Annotated in this window: 21 protein-coding genes; 19 read left to right on the forward strand and 2 right to left on the reverse strand. The window is 43.6% G+C overall.

Annotated features, from left to right (window positions below; all coding sequences use genetic code 11):
• Positions 1-125: 125 nt before the first annotated feature.
• From ACLD3P_RS04705 to nei, 14 genes are all read left to right on the forward strand, one after another.
• Positions 126-257: a hypothetical protein gene (locus tag ACLD3P_RS04705; protein ID WP_078057602.1), complete on the forward strand. Its 132-nt coding sequence runs from the start codon at positions 126-128 to the stop codon at positions 255-257.
• Between the two features lie 59 nt (positions 258-316).
• Positions 317-883 (forward strand): tyrosine-type DNA invertase, encoded by a 567-nt coding sequence (locus ACLD3P_RS04710; RefSeq protein ID WP_000824704.1) that lies wholly within the window; start codon positions 317-319, stop codon positions 881-883.
• A 459-nt stretch (positions 884-1,342) separates the two neighbouring features.
• Positions 1,343-1,678 (forward strand): hypothetical protein, encoded by a 336-nt coding sequence (locus ACLD3P_RS04715; RefSeq protein WP_131046206.1) that lies wholly within the window; start codon positions 1,343-1,345, stop codon positions 1,676-1,678.
• Between the two features lies 1 nt (position 1,679).
• A complete protein-coding gene (locus ACLD3P_RS04720) occupies positions 1,680-2,420 on the forward strand; it encodes a hypothetical protein (protein WP_058215093.1) in 741 nt (246 codons plus the stop codon).
• Between the two features lie 285 nt (positions 2,421-2,705).
• Positions 2,706-3,857, forward strand: a complete 1,152-nt coding sequence (glf, locus tag ACLD3P_RS04725; RefSeq protein ID WP_001521816.1) for a UDP-galactopyranose mutase — start codon at positions 2,706-2,708, stop codon at positions 3,855-3,857.
• Complete coding sequence (locus ACLD3P_RS04730) at positions 3,854-4,750, forward strand: glycosyltransferase (protein ID WP_172957603.1); 897 nt, start codon at positions 3,854-3,856, stop codon at positions 4,748-4,750. Before glf ends, ACLD3P_RS04730 begins: the two co-directional genes overlap by 4 nt.
• A 12-nt stretch (positions 4,751-4,762) precedes the next feature.
• Complete coding sequence (locus ACLD3P_RS04735) at positions 4,763-5,896, forward strand: glycosyltransferase family 4 protein (protein ID WP_076726283.1); 1,134 nt, start codon at positions 4,763-4,765, stop codon at positions 5,894-5,896.
• Between the two features lie 127 nt (positions 5,897-6,023).
• Positions 6,024-6,794: an ABC transporter permease gene (locus ACLD3P_RS04740; protein WP_000998823.1), complete on the forward strand. Its 771-nt coding sequence runs from the start codon at positions 6,024-6,026 to the stop codon at positions 6,792-6,794.
• 3 nt (positions 6,795-6,797) lie between these two features.
• A complete protein-coding gene (locus tag ACLD3P_RS04745; RefSeq protein WP_000702849.1) occupies positions 6,798-7,508 on the forward strand; it encodes an ABC transporter ATP-binding protein in 711 nt (236 codons plus the stop codon).
• Between the two features lie 93 nt (positions 7,509-7,601).
• Complete coding sequence (locus ACLD3P_RS04750) at positions 7,602-9,380, forward strand: glycosyltransferase (RefSeq protein WP_131046204.1); 1,779 nt, start codon at positions 7,602-7,604, stop codon at positions 9,378-9,380.
• Positions 9,381-9,572: 192 nt separating this feature from the next.
• Positions 9,573-10,406 (forward strand): glycosyltransferase family A protein, encoded by an 834-nt coding sequence (locus tag ACLD3P_RS04755; protein ID WP_001800477.1) that lies wholly within the window; start codon positions 9,573-9,575, stop codon positions 10,404-10,406.
• A gap of 57 nt (positions 10,407-10,463) precedes the next feature.
• Positions 10,464-12,359 carry an HAD family hydrolase gene (locus ACLD3P_RS04760; protein WP_131046297.1) on the forward strand — a complete coding sequence of 632 codons (1,896 nt, stop codon included), beginning with the start codon at positions 10,464-10,466 and terminating at the stop codon, positions 12,357-12,359.
• 67 nt (positions 12,360-12,426) lie between these two features.
• On the forward strand, positions 12,427-12,564 hold the full coding sequence (locus ACLD3P_RS04765) for a hypothetical protein (protein WP_001145917.1): 138 nt from the start codon (positions 12,427-12,429) through the stop codon (positions 12,562-12,564).
• 48 nt (positions 12,565-12,612) lie between these two features.
• Complete coding sequence (nei, locus tag ACLD3P_RS04770; RefSeq protein ID WP_172496798.1) at positions 12,613-13,404, forward strand: endonuclease VIII; 792 nt, start codon at positions 12,613-12,615, stop codon at positions 13,402-13,404.
• A 54-nt stretch (positions 13,405-13,458) separates the two neighbouring features.
• Here nei and ACLD3P_RS04775 read toward each other — a convergent pair whose 3' ends face one another.
• Both ACLD3P_RS04775 and ACLD3P_RS04780 read right to left on the reverse strand, forming a co-directional pair.
• Positions 13,459-14,505, reverse strand: coding sequence for an AbrB family transcriptional regulator (locus ACLD3P_RS04775; protein WP_411006376.1), 1,047 nt, complete (start codon positions 14,503-14,505; stop codon positions 13,459-13,461).
• 135 nt (positions 14,506-14,640) lie between these two features.
• The gene (locus ACLD3P_RS04780; RefSeq protein ID WP_023203106.1) at positions 14,641-15,924 is read right to left on the reverse strand and encodes a citrate synthase; all 1,284 of its coding nucleotides are present in this window, start codon (positions 15,922-15,924) and stop codon (positions 14,641-14,643) included.
• Positions 15,925-16,024: 100 nt separating this feature from the next.
• Between ACLD3P_RS04780 and ACLD3P_RS04785 the strand changes: the two genes are divergently transcribed.
• The 5 genes from ACLD3P_RS04785 (at position 16,025) to sdhB (ending at position 19,908) form a co-directional block, all read left to right on the forward strand.
• Positions 16,025-16,270 carry a hypothetical protein gene (locus ACLD3P_RS04785; protein ID WP_001539488.1) on the forward strand — a complete coding sequence of 82 codons (246 nt, stop codon included), beginning with the start codon at positions 16,025-16,027 and terminating at the stop codon, positions 16,268-16,270.
• 393 nt (positions 16,271-16,663) lie between these two features.
• Complete coding sequence (sdhC, locus tag ACLD3P_RS04790; RefSeq protein WP_172957602.1) at positions 16,664-17,068, forward strand: succinate dehydrogenase cytochrome b556 subunit; 405 nt, start codon at positions 16,664-16,666, stop codon at positions 17,066-17,068.
• Positions 17,062-17,409, forward strand: coding sequence for a succinate dehydrogenase membrane anchor subunit (gene sdhD, locus ACLD3P_RS04795; RefSeq protein ID WP_316970437.1), 348 nt, complete (start codon positions 17,062-17,064; stop codon positions 17,407-17,409). The genes sdhC and sdhD overlap by 7 nt, the downstream gene beginning before the upstream one ends.
• Positions 17,409-19,175, forward strand: a complete 1,767-nt coding sequence (gene sdhA, locus ACLD3P_RS04800; protein WP_000775561.1) for a succinate dehydrogenase flavoprotein subunit — start codon at positions 17,409-17,411, stop codon at positions 19,173-19,175. Before sdhD ends, sdhA begins: the two co-directional genes overlap by 1 nt.
• 16 nt (positions 19,176-19,191) lie before the next feature.
• Positions 19,192-19,908 (forward strand): succinate dehydrogenase iron-sulfur subunit SdhB, encoded by a 717-nt coding sequence (sdhB, locus tag ACLD3P_RS04805; protein WP_001727709.1) that lies wholly within the window; start codon positions 19,192-19,194, stop codon positions 19,906-19,908.
• Positions 19,909-20,028: the final 120 nt, after the last annotated feature.

Consider the following 20,028-nt stretch of genomic DNA (forward strand, 5'->3'; position numbering starts at 1 on the left):
TGATATTGTTAGCTATCGCCATCTAATCAAACCTCCGGGGCGGGTAAACTACCTGACTCTTTATTACCCCTTTCTGATTGATTTACCTCACGATAGCCTCATTTTTAGCATTTATATTCCTCGTCATGACGACTTATCAGGAGATTGAAGCCAGATTGATTCGCTGTTTCACTATCACGTCATGGATAGCGTGCCAGATTGTCAGCTATATGGATTTTAAGCTGTTTACGCATAGCAACTTTTTTAGCGAAAATTAAACTCATCTGATCAGTGATTTTTTAGTATATTACTCATTTTGTTATGATGGATTTGTTTTGTGAAAAGAAAATATCTTACGCAAGAAGAGATTGAAAAACTGCTGTCAGCGACCGACAGAATGCCCTTCCCGGAAAGAAACCGCTGCTTAATCCTGATGGCGTTTATTCACGGCTTCCGGGCCAGTGAGCTGCTGGGGCTGCGCTTGTCGGATATTGATCTTGCAGGAAGACAGCTTTATATCCGGCGCCTCAAAAATGGCTTTTCAACGTGTCACCCCCTCCTTCCCGATGAGTATAACGTACTGAAAAGCTGGCTCAGGGCCAGGAAGTATCTTGAGAAAGGGGCTGACGGAGACTGGCTGTTCCTGTCGCTGCGACGGCATCCGCTCAGCAGGCAACAATTTTTTTACATACTTCGTGAGGCAGGGCGGTTAGCCGAATTAACGATAGCGCCACATCCTCATATGCTGCGACATGCCTGCGGCTACGCCCTTGCTGATAAAGGGATTGATACACGGCTCATACAGGACTATCTGGGGCACAGGAATATCCAGCACACCGTAAGATACACCGCAAGTAACGCCGGGCGTTTTCATGGAATATGGCGAAAAAAACGTCGAGTATAACCGTACGTTCTGATTCAAAAAGTTAAGTCCGCTTCGCGCTTTCATCATCCTCTCAGATTTACCCCTTCCACACAAGAGTCATGCAATCGTAATCTCTTGCTTATTAAGAAGTTATCCATATAACAATAAAAAAACTAAGGGAAAATTTACCTGGTCCAACCAGCACTATGCTGTATCCATTTTTGTCCTGCCTGCACAAAATGTTAATTTTAAGTGTTAAAAAAACGTATTAAATAATATTTAGTGCTGATTAATTATCATATCAAAGAATTAAATGCTTTATTTTACTTTTTGAATCATATTGTTAAATCACAGAGAAGTCTGTTCAGGGAAAGCTGATTTACATAATCAACATATAAATCAATGGATTACTGTGTTTTTTATTTGTCATTTTGTACTCCGCACAGGGCAGAATTACCCTGCGGCAGGAGCATTTACTACCAGGGGGACTGACGGCCTGTGCAGCCGAAAAGCAGAACCGGACAGGGTGTCAGAGTGCTGTGTTTAGATAGGGCCAGACGTCATTTTTCATACAGACATAGAATGGCTCCCGGTCCACGAAAGGGTGCGGACATGTTGTTTCCACAACACGAAGCTGCCGTTGCTGGCGCAGTGCCGGGTCGGCAATGGCCAGAGGAGAACAATCTGATGACGCAAGAATATGCGGAAATGTCCACCGGAAGGGGGGGCACCAGTAGGTGTCGGTACAGTATGGGCGCGAAAATATTTTTGCTCCTGCTGTCGGTCTCCACCGTCGCAGCGTTGTTCAGCCTGTACCAGGTTCTGACGTACTGATATGCAGACGTTAACCAGAGTACTGCCGCCTCTCCGGCTGATTATGTTTTGTCAGTCAGGCGAAAATCCTGCGCAGTTTCCGGATACCGGTGGCCTTTGCGTGGAGGACTGCGTTCGTCTCAGGACACCAGAAGGGCTGCTGGATCGGTTGCGTCGGTGGCCCGGCGCGATGGTGATATCCGCCGGACGGCCATCAACCCAGCTTCTGCTGTGGCAACAGGTTTTTCAGCGTTATCCGCGGACAGTGGTTTTTTGTAGCAGTAACGCGTTTTTACCGGTTGACGTCAGCGTGGAAGGTTATTTCCGCCATCTGAGGTTGATTAAACGCGCCATGTCGGTAAGGGTTCTGGCCAGAATGGCTGAGCTTGCCATATGGTCATCACTACAGACATCGCCTTACGAGGAGGAGATGAAAAACGCGTTGAGCGTACCGGAGCTGGTGATGGAGATAAATAGCCGCACGCTGGTCAGGTTACTGTCAGAGCGTCTGCCAAAACAGGGACGGCGGGTGCTGGGATTACTATTGTCAGGCTGTAGCCCGGAAATGACGGCCCGTATGCTGGGAACCGGCGTGAGGCAGGTCTGGCTCGCGGAGCAGACGCTGAAACAACGCTGGGATATCCCGACAGGAGTACCGCTATCTGATGCGGTAAGAATAAGGATACCGGACGTCGGCCCGGACATCAGTCAACAGAGTGCGTTGGTAAAAACTGGGGCCGATAACGCACCGGATTTATGCTGACAGCATATTTACATCATGCCGCGCGGTATTCAGACCCATTATGTTGCGTTCTGAATGAGTTATCTTCGCAAAATAAATATGGCAATCATCGTTGTCCAGAAATACCGCATAACGTGTGACATTAATGAATCTGTAATCAGTGCGAGGGTTTACGCGCTGTGGCGGTAGCGTGGAATTATCTGAATGCGTTGAGTAAATTTCATTTTACCCTACTGATATAAATGACAATGATTCTGGATAAACTATCTAATATTATCTGTGTCTGCGAACAGAGTGACAAAAATAATGCAACGTAAAAAGATACTAATTGTAGGTGCGGGCCTTTCAGGCGCAGTAATAGCACGCCAGTTAGCCGAACAGGGACATGTAGTCAATATTATTGATCAACGTTCGCATATCGGTGGTAACGCTTATGATGCCCGAGATGAGCACACGGGTATTATGGTGCACGTTTATGGTCCTCATATTTTTCATACTGATAATGAAACTGTATGGAATTATGTAAATAAATACGCTGAGATGATGCCTTATATCAATAAGGTTAAGGCCACAGTAAATGGTCAGGTATTTTCTCTACCTATCAATCTTCATACCATCAATCAATTTTTTGGTGTCGCCTGCTCACCTGATGACGCCAGGAAATTACTGCTTCAAAAATGTGATAGCACCATTCTGGAACCACAAAATTTTGAGCAACAGGCCTTGCGTTTCATTGGTGAAGAGTTATATGAAGCCTTTTTTAAAGGTTATACCATTAAACAATGGGGGCTTCATCCTTCCGCATTACCCGCTTCTGTATTGAAACGTATCCCTGTTCGCTTTAATTATGATGATAACTATTTCAATCATAAGTTTCAGGGAATACCAAAATTTGGTTATACACAAATGGTCAAGTCCATTGTCGAACACGAAAATATCGCTGTTGAACTATGTCGCTCCTTCACTCAGGAAATGCGGACAGATTATGATCATGTTTTTTTCAGTGGCGCGCTGGATGCCTTTTACTCCTGTCAATATGGCCGACTGGAATATCGTACATTAGACTTTAAAAAAATAATTTGCCAGAGTGATTATCAAGGATGCGCAGTAATGAATTATTGTTCAATAGATACTCCTTATACTCGGATTACTGAGCACAAATATTTTTCTCCGTGGGAGAGACATGAAGCTTCAATATGTTATCAAGAATATAGTCGGGAATGTGAAGCTGGTGATATACCCTACTATCCTGTTCGCAGGGCAGATAAAATGGATTTACTGAATAAATATCTGTCGCGGGCTAAAAAAGAAAAAAATATTACTTTCATTGGTCGTCTTGGCACTTATCGTTATCTCGATATGGACATCACGATAGCTGAAGCATTACAGACGGCGGACGTATACTTAACGTCGCTATATGAACAAAAAGAAATGCCAGCTTTTACAGTTACCGTTTGATGAAGTGTACAGCGCTAATCGTAACTTTTAACCGTCTTGAAAAATTAAAAAAAAGTGTGCGAGAGACTGTTAAGGCGGGTTTTTCCTCTATTGTTATCGTTAATAATGGCTCAAGCGACGGTACAAGGGAATGGCTTTCTTCATTAAGTGAACCTGGCATCACGATACTTAATCTTAAAGATAATCTTGGTGGTGCTGGCGGATTTAAAGTAGGTAGTCAATATATATGCTCATATAGTAATGCCGATTGGGTATTTTTCTATGATGATGATGCTTACCCGGAAATTAATATTTTAAAACATTTCTCGTTATTAGATACCTCAAGATACCGTATATTTGCGTCGCGAGTTCAGGACACCTATGGACGGTCTTGTCGGATGAATTTGCCTTTCATCAGGGTTCCATCTACGGTGTTTGAGACTATTTATTATGTGATACGCCCAGAGAGGTTTTCTCCAGTAAGAACTCAGGTTACTGATGTTCAAACTGTGTCATTCGTTGGTATGATTATTGATCGAAAGGTATTGAATAACCATCTTAACGATATCCATGATGAACTTTTCCTTTATTATGATGATTTTTTCTTTGGTTATAAGCTAGTATTGTCCGGGCAGAAAATTCGTTACTCCTCAGAAATTAAATTTATTCATGATATCTCTATTCATGGAAGGCGTATCTGCCCCGAATGGAAAGTATATTATCTTTGTAGAAATTTGTTGCTGCTGAGAAAACTTTTACCCGTTCCCAGGATATTCAGTGTTCTTTCTATAGTATTACGCCTCTCTAAATATCTCGCCATTTTACCATGGCAGCGTAAGAAATTTCGTTATCTATATTTTATCTGGCAGGGAATACTTCATGGACTTAAAGGTATTAGTGGGAAATATCATTAGCAGGACGAAGAGATGAAAAGGTTATGTTATTTTGTAAATTCAGACTGGTACTTTGATTTACATTGGACAGAACGTGCGATAGCGGCAAGGGATGCGGGTTATGAAATTCATATCATAAGTCATTTTATTGGTGAAGAGATTATAAAAAAATTCAAAACGCTTGGTTTTATTTGTCACAATGTGTCTCTTGTTGCTCAGTCATTTAATATGTTTGTTTTTTTTAGAGCATTCCTTAACGCTCGGAAAATTATTAAGGAGATTAATCCTGACTTATTGCATTGTATTACGCTCAAACCTTGCCTGATTGGTGGAGTTAGCGCCAGAAGAAGTAATAGTCCAGTTGTTATCAGCTTTGTCGGACTTGGTCGAATCTTTTTATATAATACCGTGCCAATGAGAATATTACGTGCGTTAACCGTTTTGGTTTACAAATACATTGCCGGTAATAAGCGTGGCGTTTTTATTTTTGAACATGATAAAGATCGACGAAAAATATCGCGTTTAGTAGGTATTGATTATCATAAAACCATCGTTATCGAAGGTGCTGGAATTAACCCAGATATTTATAAATTCTCTATAGAGAAAAAACATGAGATACCGATAGTCCTTTTTGCAAGCCGAATGTTATGGAGTAAAGGTCTTGGCGATCTCATTGAAGCAAAAAAGATCCTCAGACAAAAAAATATTCATTTTGTTTTAAATGTTGCAGGTATATTGGCCGAGGACGATAAAGATGCTATCCCTTTGGAACTCATTCATCACTGGCATCATGAAGGGCTAATTAACTGGCTGGGACGCTCTTCGAATGTATATGAACTTATTCAGAAATCGAATATCGTTGCATTACCATCTGTTTATCCGGAAGGAGTACCACGGCTTTTATTAGAGGCATCATCTGTAGGACGCGCATGTATTGCTTATGATACCGGCGGATGTGATAGCTTAATTATTCATAACTATAATGGGTTGATCGTAAAAAGTAATTCAGCTCAGGAGTTAGCGGTAGAATTAGAGTATTTGTTAAAAAATCCACAGATTCGCTTAGAGATGGGGGCGAATGGAAGAAAACGTGTAAAGGAATTGTTTTCCAGCATATTAGTCATTAATAAGACATTGCAAATTTATAAAGACACTATTGGTTGCTAACACCATAAAGTGCTTATGAAGTAGGTCAGTGTTTAGATAAATAGTATGTAAATATATAGAAAATAAATAAGTTATATTTTCATATCGTTAAAGAATAAGTTCTTCAGGTAAAGGTGACACGGAAACAATGAATGATTTGAAAGAAGCTCTGGCCAGGCACCAACTTTGGATTTCGCTAGGTTGGAATGATGTCCTGGGGCGATACCGGCGTTCGGTGTTAGGGCCTTTTTGGATAACGATTTCGATGGGGGTCACCATATCAGCGATGGGACCTCTTTACGGTTCGCTGTTCAGTTCAGGTTCCGAAAATTTTATCATGCATCTTACTTTAGGTATGATCTTTTGGGCCTTTCTATCAGCAACTATTAATGAGTCATGCGGAATATTTAATGAGTCCGCATCAATTATTAAACAATCTGACCTTCCGCTATATTTATATATATTACGTGTTTTCTATCGGCAGTTTATGATTATGTTGCATAATTTTATCATTATACCTTTCGTGATTTTTTTTACCAATACATCGGTAAATCTTGATATTCTCCTTTTTATACCTGCAATTGTAATAACATCCATCTCATTAATTTCTACAGGTATGATTCTCGCCATTTTTTGCACAAGATATCGTGATATGGGACCGGTTGTTCAAAGTGTGGTAACGTTGTGTTTTTTTATAACTCCCATCATTTGGACATCGGAACAATTACCAAAGGGAAGAAAGGAATTTGTTGATTATAATATTTTTTATTACTTTATGGAGATGCTCAGGAAACCATTAATGGGAACTGTACCAGATGTAACTATATGGTTTTACACAATAATAACCTCTATTATTATGTTGATGGTCTCAACCTTAGTGTTGACTAAATATCGCTCAAGAATCGTATACTGGTTATAATTAATGAAAATCTCTTGCAAAAACGTTGGCGTAATACTCCCTATATTTAACTCCAGCCACCGTTCATTTAAAAAAACTTTTCTACAGGCTGCTTCAGGTGGACGAATTGGCTCATCGAATACCGGGATTATTGAAGTAGAGGCATTAAAAAAAATTGATTTTACGCTTACCGAAGGTAACCGTCTTGCACTTATTGGACACAATGGTTCGGGCAAAACCACTCTTCTGAGAGTACTTGCAGGGGCCTATAAACCAACTTCAGGGAAGTATGAATGTATCGGTCGAGTCACCAGCCTCATTGATCCCATGATGGGAATGGATGGTGAGCTTACAGGCCTGGAAAATATAAAACTGAGGGGACTATTTCTCGGTCTGTCAAAAAATGAAATAAAAAATATTACAGAAGATGTCATCGAGTTCAGCGAGTTAGGTGATTTTATTAAAATCCCCGTTAGAACGTATTCTAGTGGTATGGTTCTGAGGCTTGGTTTTTCTATTTCCACTGCAATCAATCCTGAAATTTTACTGATGGATGAATGGATGAGCGTGGGTGATAGTGATTTTAAAAGAAAAGCAGAGATGAGATTAAATAGCTTTATCTCTAAAGCGGGCATTATGGTAATGGCCACTCACGATGATGAACTGGCTAAATCTGTATGTAATAAGTTCATCAGGCTTGAGCACGGTGAGATAGTTAGCAAAGGCGGATTTTAATATTCTTATTGCAGTATTTATATCACTACGCGGTGAGTAATTTACTATTTTATAATAGCGTTACCCCAGATAATATAAATTTATAGGTTCGTTATGTATTTTTTACTTCAAAAAGTAATTTTACCAAACATTGATCTATGCACGGAAGAGCAGCTTTATTTCAGAACTCAGGGCGGGAAGTATAACTATACCTCACGTAACTTACTTGTTCCGCGTCATAAGGTTGCATATTTTGATACTTTTTTTAATGCATTCTCAATTAAGAAATGGAAAAAATATACAACCTTAACATCACTTTTTTTGCGGGTTAATATAATTGGTCGCGGAACTATAACTGTAAGGCATAAAGAGAATGGTGTCATTAGAGTATTAAAGCAAATTGATTTTAAATCGTCATGTAATATTAGTGATGAGATTGAAATTGATATATCAAAAATAAATTTTGGATATATCTATGTGGAGTGGCAATCAGACGAAGACTCTGTTTTAAATGGATTTGAATTTCTGACTAAAGATCATGTTAGTAAATCATCTATGGCTTTAGTTATAACAACTTATAATAGAAAAGAAGCTGTTACTAAAACAATCAATAGAATTAATAAAACACTCTTAACCCAGAGCGAATTTAAAGATCGTTTTAAATTGATTGTCGTTAATAATGGCGAGGCGATTAATCACCCGTCAGGAAACGGCATTATGGTTATCAATAATGAAAACCTCGGTGGGTCAGGCGGGTTTATGAGAGGTTTGATAGAGGCAGGGAAAATCAACGATGTCAAACATGTCATATTTATGGATGACGACGGCTCATGTGAAATTGAATCGATTTGTCGAACTCATGCTTTTTTACTGATGGCTAAAGACAAAAATACAGTTGTTACTGGCTGTATGCTTTTTGAGGATAACCCGGCAATCATACATGAATCTGGTGCCATATGGCATAGAGATTTTTTACATTACCCGGATAAACATTATCTGGATGCTCGGGAAATAGATTCTTTAGATAATTTTGATAATGAAAGAAAAATAGGCTACGGTGGATGGTGGTTTTTTGCCTTTAATATTAACGCTATTGAATATTACTCATTTCCTTTCTTTGTTCGTGGAGATGACCTGCTATTTGGATATATGCATAAAAAACATAATATTGTCACACTTAATGGTGTGGCTTCTTGGCAAATGGATTTTGAAAGAAAAATATCGGTTCTAAATAGCTATTTGAACTTCAGGACTGTTGCTGTACCTGCATTAATTAGTAAAAGAAAGTTTGCTGCACTACTGTTAAGTGTTTTCTTTGTGCGGGAAGTCTTTCTTGCGAGTTTTTCATGCCGCTATGAACTTGCCAGAGCAATGATTATGTCATATAACGATTGTCTTTCTGGGCGGAAGTTTTGGGAAGATAATGTAGATCTTCTGGAGATAAGAAAAAGAATTAATGCAATAACTCATAATGAAAAATTCAATGTAGAAGGTATTGATATTGTTAATGGTTGTGTTGATTACCCATGTTCTGGTAAAGAAAAAGCTATCTACAAATTTTTTAGATGCATAACCCTTAATGGACACTTAATTCCAGCTTTCTTTTTAATTAAAAAACCAATCGTGGTTGATTATCGTCATTATCACCCTACTAAGTTTTCATTCCGGAGAATTACTATCTATCATTTAAATATAGAAAATGGCAAATTATTAAAACTTACCCACTCAAAAATGGAGTTTTTTAAAGTTATTATTAATGGTTTGTTTACGGCAGTCAAAAATTTTTATCGGTTTAAATCTGCAAAAAAAGAGATGAAAAATAGTTTGCCCTATCTTACCTCAAAGCTCTTTTGGTATAAAAAATTCAATAAAAAATCTGAAGATAAATATTAAACATGATGTAAGTGGTGTTGATGAGAATTATACCGATTTTTTAATTATATGACTATGATAATCTTAGGTATGGTTCTGTTGCTACACCTTATCTGGTGTCAGTCTAATAAAATATTATAATCCTTACCCAATGTCAGCATTCATTCATAGGGTGTTAATTTTTATATATACCGTAAAACGCGAAATCAGAATATGGAAAAGAGTCTTTTAGTTATTGTCCGACATAAACCTGGGCGTACTCGTCTATTAATGCGGGCCTTGCAATCCATTAATGACCAGACGTTCAAAAAAATAAATATCATCATTTTCTGCATGGAGGAAGAATTGAAATGTCACAATGTGGATGATTTTTATCTGAAAGAACTGTCAAATATATATAGTGTTATCTACGACGAAAACTGTATCTTTAATGCTATTAAGATGTCTGAATCTAATTATTTATGCTTTATGGATGATGACGATTCCTGGGCCCCTGAATATGTGTCAAGGCTACTCAGTGTTTTGGCGAATATACAGTCAACGTATTCATCTGTAAATGCAATAGCATGCCATACAAATAAAGTTGCTGAGATTGCGGAAAATAATAGAATAATTATAAATTCAACGCAACCATGGAACCACTATTTAAATGCTGGCCCTGTTAGTTTTGATGTTATTTATTACAGGAATTCTATTCCACTTTCCTCGTGTTTATTCGATAAAAATTCTGTTATCGATGTGATTGAAAGTCATAAATTATCCTCTCCTGCATTTTTCTGGCCTTTTTTTATTCATTACCTGGCAGAAAATGATGTTTGGATCTTACCTGAAGCACTGGCATTTTATCATTTCAGAGAAAATGATGACTTTGAATTTGGCAATTATACCGTAATTAACAATGAGTTATTTGATATAGAATGCAAAATTGCAGAAAATAAAATGATGAGAAGTATTGATGACTCATCATTGCTCAATGTGTTACTTTCAAATATTGCTAACAATAGTCTTTTTCATAAAATTTCTTATATTGAAAATAAGATTAAATAAAATATGGATATGAACTTTAAAAAATACAAGACCGTAAGCTTTGATATCTTTGATACATTGGTTAGCCGGAGGATTTATCGTCCCAGAGATTTGTTTTCATTAATGCAATCAACTTTAGCAACTGAGAACTTTTTTATATCAGCGTACGAGATTGGTATTATTGATAATTTCCCAGAGATAAGAGTTCAGGCGGAAGTAAGTGCCAGAGAGAATAGGGTCAGGCGTTTTGGCGGCGAGCCGGAAATACTCATATCTGAAATATACGATGAAATTTTAAAAAAGCATCCGCAGCTTTCACCAGCGACAGTAAAAAAGATAATCGATCTGGAAATACAAATGGAGAAGATTGTTTTATATAAAAATGCGCGTGGAAGCTGTTTGTTTGAAAAGGCTATTAGTGATGGTTGCAAAGTCATTTTAATTAGTGATATGTACCTTCCATCAGCAATATTAAAGGAGTTGTTAACATCATGTGGCTATGATATCAGTAACATTCCAGTTTATTCATCTGGCGAAGAGCGGTACTCTAAAAATAGTGGTAAATTATTTTCAATAGTCAAGAAAAATGAAAATGTAGATATTGCATCATGGATGCATGTTGGCGACAATGTTCATGCTGATATTCTGAATGCTAAAAAACTCGGCATAAATACTCTCCATGCTGATTGGTCAGAGTATAATCATGGGGTATCTAATCATTGGAAAACTAAAGATATTATTGGTGAATCTATTTGTAAGACTTTATTACTTAAACAAGTTTCTGCTTTCCATCAAAATGATCCTTTAAATGAGATAGGATTTAAAGTATTTGGTCCGTTATTATTAGGTTATGTATCCTGGTTAGCGAATCAGTTAAAGATTCATAAAATTGATAAAGCGCTTTTTTTAGCACGCGATGCTCACTTAATCTATAAAATTTATAATGAATATTTTTCAGAAGAACATGTAAAATGTGAATATTTATATATATCCCGCGCATCAGCTTATATGGTGGGGATGACTGATTGGCCGATGCACAGGATTTGGCATCTTTTTGGTGGTAAGAATAAGAAAAGTATTAAAAAGATACTTGCTATCGCGGGGTTAGATGCGAGTGAGCATATTTCAGATATACATCATGTTGGATTTCCTGACGAGGAGTATATTCCTGTTTCAGGAGAGGAACATAAGGTTCACTGGCTTATAAATAAATTATTTCCATATGTTTTATTAAAAAATACTCAGCACAGGGAAGTTTACGCTGATTACTTTAAAACGGCCTGTGAAGGTTATAAAAATATAGCACTTATCGATGTAGGATGGATGGGTAATATTCAATCAGTATTTGCTCGTTCTTTAGGTGCGCAATGGGCAGAAAAACAAATACATGGGTTTTATTTGGCAACTTTTGCTGGCGCCAATGATAACCGATCTATTTATAATAAGATGTTTGGTTGGCTAGCCAACTATGGCCATCCCCACGATAAGTGTGATCTTTTCTTATCAGGAGGGGTGGAAATAATGGAGTTCGCTATGGCTGATAATACTGGGTCAACAATTGGCTATAAAAAAACGGATAATGGAATAATTCCTGTACGTGAAGATAGCAGTGGTTCTGAAATTGAGTATTTAAAAAAAGCGGCAAGATTGCAATCAGGGATTATTTCTTTTTTTGAGTACATCAAACCGCTCATACAAAAAGGAAATTATGCAGCACTTAGTAGTGTTGTATTGTCAGAACCTTTTTTTGAATTGATAGCCAGACCCTCAAGCGCTCAACTGGATGCCTTATCTTCCCTCACACATTCAGAGTCCGCGGGATCTAACGCAGAAAGAATCGTGCTAGCCAAAAAACTGCCTTTAAAGGATAAACTTTTTCCCGGAGAAAATTATATCAAAGAGTTGAATGCCAGTTATTGGAAAGAAGGCTTTAAAAGGATCAACAGAAAAAAATTTTGGGCAAAATATAACTAAGCGTCATTTAATTCCGGTAGGCAGACAATCATTATTGGGCGCTTGCCCGACAAGGGCTGAGTCGATTATGCCCTGGCGCGATCACGTTAACCCTGACGGGGAAGTGGTCTCGTGCTGCGATAATGTTATTATCACTGGATACCACCGCCTGTTTGTCCATCCGCTGTGGATGTTCATTATGGCGTTCGATGTGCATTCCAGATAGTCAGAGGCGGTGTAGTCCATTAATCAACTGTTAACAAAGGATATTATCATGCCTGAAGGCCCGGAAATTCGTCGTGCGGCGGATAATCTGGAGGCGGCAATCAAAGGCAAACCCTTAACCGATGTCTGGTTTGCCTTTGCACAGTTAAAACCGTATGAATCGCAGCTTACCGGTCAACTTGTTACCCGGATAGAGACGCGGGGAAAAGCGTTATTGACCCACTTTTCAAATGGCCTGACGCTCTACAGCCACAACCAACTCTATGGCGTATGGCGGGTGATCGATACTGGTGAAATACCGCAGACCACGCGTATATTGCGCGTCAGGCTACAAACGGCGGATAAAACTATTCTGCTTTATAGCGCGTCTGATATCGAAATGCTGACAGCAGACCAGCTCACGACGCACCCTTTTTTACAGCGAGTCGGCCCGGATGTGCTGGACGTGCGTCTCACTCCGGAAGAGGTTAAAGCTCGATTGCTGTCGCCGCGTTTTCGCAACCGACAATTTTCCGGGCTGTTGCTGGATCAGGCCTTTCTGGCGGGATTGGGGAATTATCTGCGCGTTGAAATCCTCTGGCAGGTAGGGTTAACCGGACAGCATAAAGCGAAAGATCTCAACGAGGCGCAACTGAATGCGCTTTCTCACACGCTGTTGGATATTCCGCGCCTGTCCTACACGACTCGCGGTCAGGCGGATGAAAACAAGCATCATGGCGCACTGTTTCGCTTTAAGGTTTTCCACCGTGACGGCGAAGCGTGCGAGCGGTGTGGCGGCATTATTGAAAAGACAACACTGTCCTCACGCCCGTTTTACTGGTGCCCGCATTGCCAGAAATAGCCGGAACCGCCATCGGCGAGCGGCTATTGTCTGATGGCGCGACGCTTATCAGTCCTACAAAGGTTGTTTGGGCGCATAGGTTGATATAAAACGGGCCACTGCTGGCCCAGTTAACAGAATGCTGAACAGCCGTAGGGTTTGCATTGCCATGATGAGCGCCATATCGGCACTGCTTCCTGCCGCGATCGCGGCAACCGTATCCAGACCACCGGGACTGGTGGCGAGATAAGCCGTCATAAAATCAATCTGCATGTAGTAAGCCATTCCCCACGCCATCGCGGCGCAAATCGCCATCAGCGCGAAAATTGACAATAAGATTTGCGGCAATGGCCGCAGCGCCATAAAAAACACCTGTCTGTCAAAACCCAGCCCAATACGCCAGCCTATCGCCATATACGCCACGGCCAGCAGCCATTCGGGTATTTCAATCTCAATGATGCCTTGCGAATGGAGAAGCGCGCCCGCCAACATGGGGAGCAGCATCGTGCCGGAAGGGATACGCATCAGGCGACCGGCAATGCCCGCCACGATCGCTAATAGCAGCGTCGTCAATACATTACCGCTAAGCGGCGGAAACCAGACCACCTGTTGGCTGACCGCTGCCGCGCTGTCGCCGAGTATCAGGCGTGTCACCAGCACCGCCGCGCCAGCCACAAACAGTACCCGTAGATACTGCATAAACGCCACCAGGCGGATATCCGCCCCGTAATCTTGCGCCATCGCTACCATTGCCGCCGCGCCGCCCGGCGAAGCCCCCCATGCGCCGGTGTTGCCGGGCAGCGAGCTGTAACGTACCAGCAGCCAGCCGACTATCGCGCTGGAAAGCAGCGTTACCAGCAACACTAAAAGCACGACCGGCCAGTAGAGGGCGAGGGTGGTCAATATCGAACCGGTTAGATTTTGGGCGATCATACAGCCGAGAATCGCCTGCGCGGCGAGAAAAATACCGCGCGGAAGTTGTAGCGTACTACCTCGCAAACTCAACACGATACCCGCAATCATTGGACCGAGCAGCATTGCCGCCGGAAGGTGCAGATAGAGAAAAATAAGGGAAATGAGCAGCGATAACAGGAACAACAAAAACCACTGCAGAATCGGCATTCCATGCTCCCTGAATGATATTTAGCGAAACCTTAATTAATCATAGAGAGTAACGGGATAAGAATAAAATAATGAGGATAAGAAAAAGGGAAAATGTACCGGATGGCGAGGGTTGCGTCGCCATCCGGTTGTCAATTAACGCTTCAGCGCCGATTTAAAATCGCGTTTATCGTAGCCGGTATACAGCTGACGAGGACGGGCGATTTTCATGCCGTCAGTGTGCATTTCATTCCAGTGTGCAATCCAGCCAACGGTACGCGCCATGGCGAAGATCACGGTGAACATGGAGGACGGAATGCCCATCGCTTTCAGAATGATGCCGGAGTAGAAGTCTACGTTCGGGTACAGTTTCTTCTCGATGAAGTACGGGTCGTTGAGCGCAATGTGCTCAAGCTCCATCGCCACTTCCAGCAGATCATCTTTGGTGCCCAGCTCTTTCAGCACTTCGTGGCAGGTTTCACGCATCACGGTGGCGCGCGGATCGTAGTTTTTGTAAACACGGTGACCGAAGCCCATCAGGCGGAAAGAATCATTCTTGTCTTTCGCACGGCGAACAAATTCCGGAATGTGTTTAACAGAGCTGATTTCTTCCAGCATTTTCAGCGCGGCTTCGTTGGCGCCGCCGTGCGCGGGTCCCCACAGGGAGGCGATCCCGGCGGCAATGCAGGCGAACGGGTTGGCGCCGCTTGAACCTGCGGTACGTACCGTTGACGTAGAGGCGTTCTGCTCATGGTCAGCGTGCAGGATCAGAATACGATCCATCGCGCGCTCCAGTACCGGATTCACTTCATAGGTTTCACACGGCGTGGAGAACATCATGTTCAGGAAGTTACCGGCGTAGGAAAGGTCGTTGCGCGGATAAACAAACGGCTGACCGATGGAATATTTGTAACACATCGCCGCCATGGTCGGCATTTTGGACAGCAGGCGGAACGCCGCGATTTCACGGTGGCGCGGATTGTTCACATCCAGCGAGTCGTGGTAGAACGCCGCCAGCGCGCCAGTGATCCCGCACATTACCGCCATCGGATGTGAGTCGCGACGGAAAGCATGGAACAGGCGAGTGATTTGCTCATGGATCATCGTATGGCGGGTGACTGTCGTTCTGAACTCGTCATACTCTTCCTGCGTCGGTTTTTCGCCGTACAGCAGGATGTAACAGACTTCCAGATAGTTGGAATCGGTAGCAAGCTGGTCAATCGGGAAACCGCGATGCAACAAAATGCCTTCGTCGCCGTCGATGAAGGTGATTTTAGATTCGCAGGATGCGGTAGAGGTGAAACCAGGGTCAAAAGTAAAAACTCCTTTTGAACCGAGACTACGAATATCAATAACATCTTGACCGAGTGTACCTTTTAGCACATCCAGTTCAATAGCAGCGTCACCAGTAAGGGTGATTTTTGCCTTTGTATCAGCCATTTACGGTCTCCTTAGCGCCTTATTGCTTAAGACTGCCGGAACTCAGACTTGCCTTCTCCACGTCACCTTCCCTGTCGTTAGTGCAGGGAAGATTCTGTGTATGCATCAATCAACCGTTACCAGTTTGTTATTTGGCTCGCCGCTCTGTGAAAGAGGGGATGACCTGGGTACAGAGCAATGGGCGCTTGCAGGTAACGGATTGATTAATTTCGAATTAGCAGCAAATCAGGAACGTAGCAATCCGAGTAATGTAACCTGTCTATCACTAATAACTGTCCTGAAAGAATGGGTCAATATCATTGTACTGTTGCATAACTTATTAACAGGTGAAAGAGTGACCCCATAACTTTTACGCATTATATGCTTTTTCTGGTGTTGTTTGTAACAATTTTGTTTAATGTTTGTCAAATCAGATGATTGAAAATTAAAAAAATGTTGTTATCGTGACCTGTGTCACTGTTCAGGATAAAACCTGACAAACTATATGTAGGTTAATTGTAATGATTTTGTGAACGTCCTATACTGCCGCCAGGTCTCCGGAATACCCTGCAATCCCGAGCCACCCAGCGTTGTAACGTGTCGTTTTAGCTACTGGAAGCAGTGTTTTACATGACGCGCAGTTATAGAAAGGACGCTGTCTGACCCGCACGCAGACCGGAGGAAGGAAATCCCGTCGTCTTTCTGGCTACAGGTAGATTCACCTCTGTAACCGAAGTCTTAAGGGAATAATAAGAACAGCATGTGGGCGTTATTCATGATAAGAAATGTGAAAAAACAAAGACCTGTCAATCTGGATCTACAAACGATTCGGTTCCCCATCACAGCGATAGCGTCCATTCTCCATCGCGTATCCGGTGTGATTACTTTCATCGCCGTCGGCATACTACTATGGCTACTGGGCACCAGCCTCTCTTCTCTGGAAGGATTCCAGCAGGCCGCCGATATTATGGACGGCTTCATCGTTAAATTTATCATGTGGGGCATCCTTACCGCGCTGGCGTATCACGTCATCGTGGGAATTCGTCACATGTTAATGGATTTTGGCTATCTGGAAGAAACATTCGAAGCGGGTCAACGCTCTGCCAAAATCTCTTTTGTTATCACTGTCGTGCTTTCACTTCTCGCAGGAGTCCTCGTATGGTAAGCAACGCCTCCGCATTAGGACGCAATGGCGTACATGACTTCATCCTGGTCCGTGCTACCGCTATCGTTCTGACGTTATACATCATCTACATGGTGGGTTTTTTCGCCACGAGCGGCGAACTGACCTATGAAGCCTGGACCGGTTTCTTCTCATCGGCCTTCACCAAAGTCTTCACCCTGCTGGCGCTTTTTTCCATCTTGATTCATGCCTGGATCGGCATGTGGCAGGTGTTAACCGACTACGTTAAACCACTGGCAGTGCGTCTGATACTGCAACTCGTTATTGTTGTTGCGCTGGTGGTTTACGTCATCTATGGATTTGTTGTGGTGTGGGGTGTGTAATGAAACTGCCAGTCAGAGAATTTGATGCTGTTGTGATTGGTGCCGGTGGCGCAGGTATGCGCGCGGCGCTGCAAATTTCCCAGAGCGGCCAAACCTGTGCGCTGCTCTCGAAAGTCTTCCCGACCCGTTCCCATACCGTTTCCGCGCAGGGCGGTATCACCGTGGCGCTCGGTAATACCCATGAAGATAACTGGGAATGGCACATGTACGATACCGTAAAAGGGTCGGACTACATTGGTGACCAGGATGCCATCGAATATATGTGTAAGACCGGACCGGAAGCGATTCTGGAACTGGAGCACATGGGGCTACCGTTCTCCCGTCTTGATGATGGACGTATCTATCAGCGCCCGTTCGGCGGCCAGTCGAAAAACTTTGGCGGCGAGCAGGCGGCACGTACCGCGGCGGCGGCTGACCGTACCGGTCACGCCTTGCTGCACACGCTGTATCAACAGAATTTGAAAAACCACACCACGATTTTCTCCGAATGGTATGCGCTGGATCTGGTGAAAAACCAGGATGGCGCGGTGGTGGGGTGTACCGCACTGTGCATCGAAACCGGTGAAGTGGTGTACTTCAAAGCCCGCGCGACGGTGCTGGCGACCGGCGGCGCAGGCCGTATCTACCAGTCCACCACCAACGCTCATATCAATACTGGTGATGGTGTCGGTATGGCGCTGCGTGCCGGTGTCCCGGTGCAGGACATGGAAATGTGGCAGTTCCACCCGACCGGCATCGCCGGGGCGGGTGTGCTGGTGACAGAAGGCTGCCGCGGCGAAGGCGGTTACCTGTTGAACAAACACGGCGAGCGCTTTATGGAGCGTTATGCGCCGAACGCCAAAGACCTGGCGGGTCGTGACGTGGTGGCGCGTTCCATCATGATCGAAATCCGTGAAGGCCGCGGCTGCGACGGCCCGTGGGGGCCGCACGCTAAACTGAAACTGGATCACCTGGGTAAAGAGGTGCTGGAATCTCGCCTGCCGGGTATCCTGGAGCTGTCCCGCACTTTCGCTCACGTCGATCCGGTGAAAGAGCCGATTCCGGTTATCCCGACCTGCCACTACATGATGGGCGGTATTCCGACTAAAGTGACCGGTCAGGCGCTGACCGTGAACGAGCAGGGCGAAGACGTGGTCATTCCGGGGCTGTTTGCGGTAGGCGAAATCGCCTGTGTATCGGTTCACGGCGCCAACCGTCTGGGCGGTAACTCACTGCTGGATCTGGTGGTCTTTGGCCGCGCGGCGGGGCTGCATTTACAGGAATCCATCGCCGAGCAGGGCGTGTTGCGCGACGCCAGCGAGTCTGACGTTGAAGGTTCTCTGGAGCGCCTGAATCGCTGGAACAATAACCGCAATGGCGAAGATCCGGTGGCTATCCGCAAAGCGTTGCAGGAGTGTATGCAGCATAACTTCTCCGTATTCCGTGAAGGCGACGCGATGGCGAAAGGGCTTGAGCAGTTGAAAGTGATCCGCGAGCGTCTGAAAAACGCCCGTCTGGATGACACGTCCAGCGAGTTTAATACCCAGCGTGTTGAGTGTCTGGAGCTGGATAACCTGATGGAAACTGCCTACGCCACTGCCGTATCAGCCAACTTCCGGACGGAAAGCCGCGGCGCGCATAGCCGCTTCGATTTCCCGGAGCGTGATGATGCCAACTGGTTGTGTCATACCCTGTATCAGCCGCAAACGGAATCCATGACGCGCCGAAGCGTCAATATGGAGCCGAAACTGCGTCCGGCGTTCCCGCCGAAGATTCGTACTTATTAATTGCGGAGACAGGATGATGAAACTCGAATTTTCGATTTATCGTTATAACCCGGATGTCGATAACGCTCCGCGTATGCAGGACTACACCCTGGAAGGCGAAGAAGGGCGTGACATGATGCTGCTGGATGCGTTAATCCAGCTTAAAGAAAAAGATCCCAGCCTTTCTTTCCGCCGTTCCTGCCGCGAAGGCGTGTGTGGTTCTGATGGTTTGAATATGAACGGTAAGAATGGTCTGGCCTGTATTACCCCTATTTCGGCGCTGAACCAGCCGGGTAAGAAGATTGTGATTCGCCCGCTGCCCGGTTTGCCGGTGATCCGCGATTTGGTGGTAGACATGGGGCAATTCTACGCACAATATGAGAAGATTAAGCCTTACTTATTGAATAATGGGCAAAATCCACCGGCTCGTGAGCATCTGCAGATGCCGGAGCAGCGTGAAAAACTCGATGGGCTGTATGAATGTATTCTTTGCGCCTGTTGCTCAACATCCTGCCCGTCATTCTGGTGGAACCCGGATAAGTTTATCGGTCCGGCGGGGCTGCTCGCGGCGTATCGATTCCTGATCGATAGTCGTGATACCGAGACTGACAGTCGTCTGGAAGGGATGAGTGATGCATTCAGCGTATTCCGCTGTCACAGCATTATGAACTGCGTCAGTGTATGTCCTAAGGGACTGAACCCGACGCGCGCTATCGGCCATATTAAGTCGATGCTGTTGCAGCGTAGCGCATAAGTAGTTGTAGTAGTTGCCGGATGGCGACGTACCGTCTTATCCGGCCTACAGGCGCAATCCCGTAGGCCTGATAAGCGCAGCGCCATCAGGCAATAGAAGTGCAGGAAACCTCTAAAAACT

It is taken from the genome of Salmonella sp. 741265073_HBA, from assembly GCF_046569105.1.
Lineage (GTDB): Bacteria > Pseudomonadota > Gammaproteobacteria > Enterobacterales > Enterobacteriaceae > Salmonella > Salmonella enterica.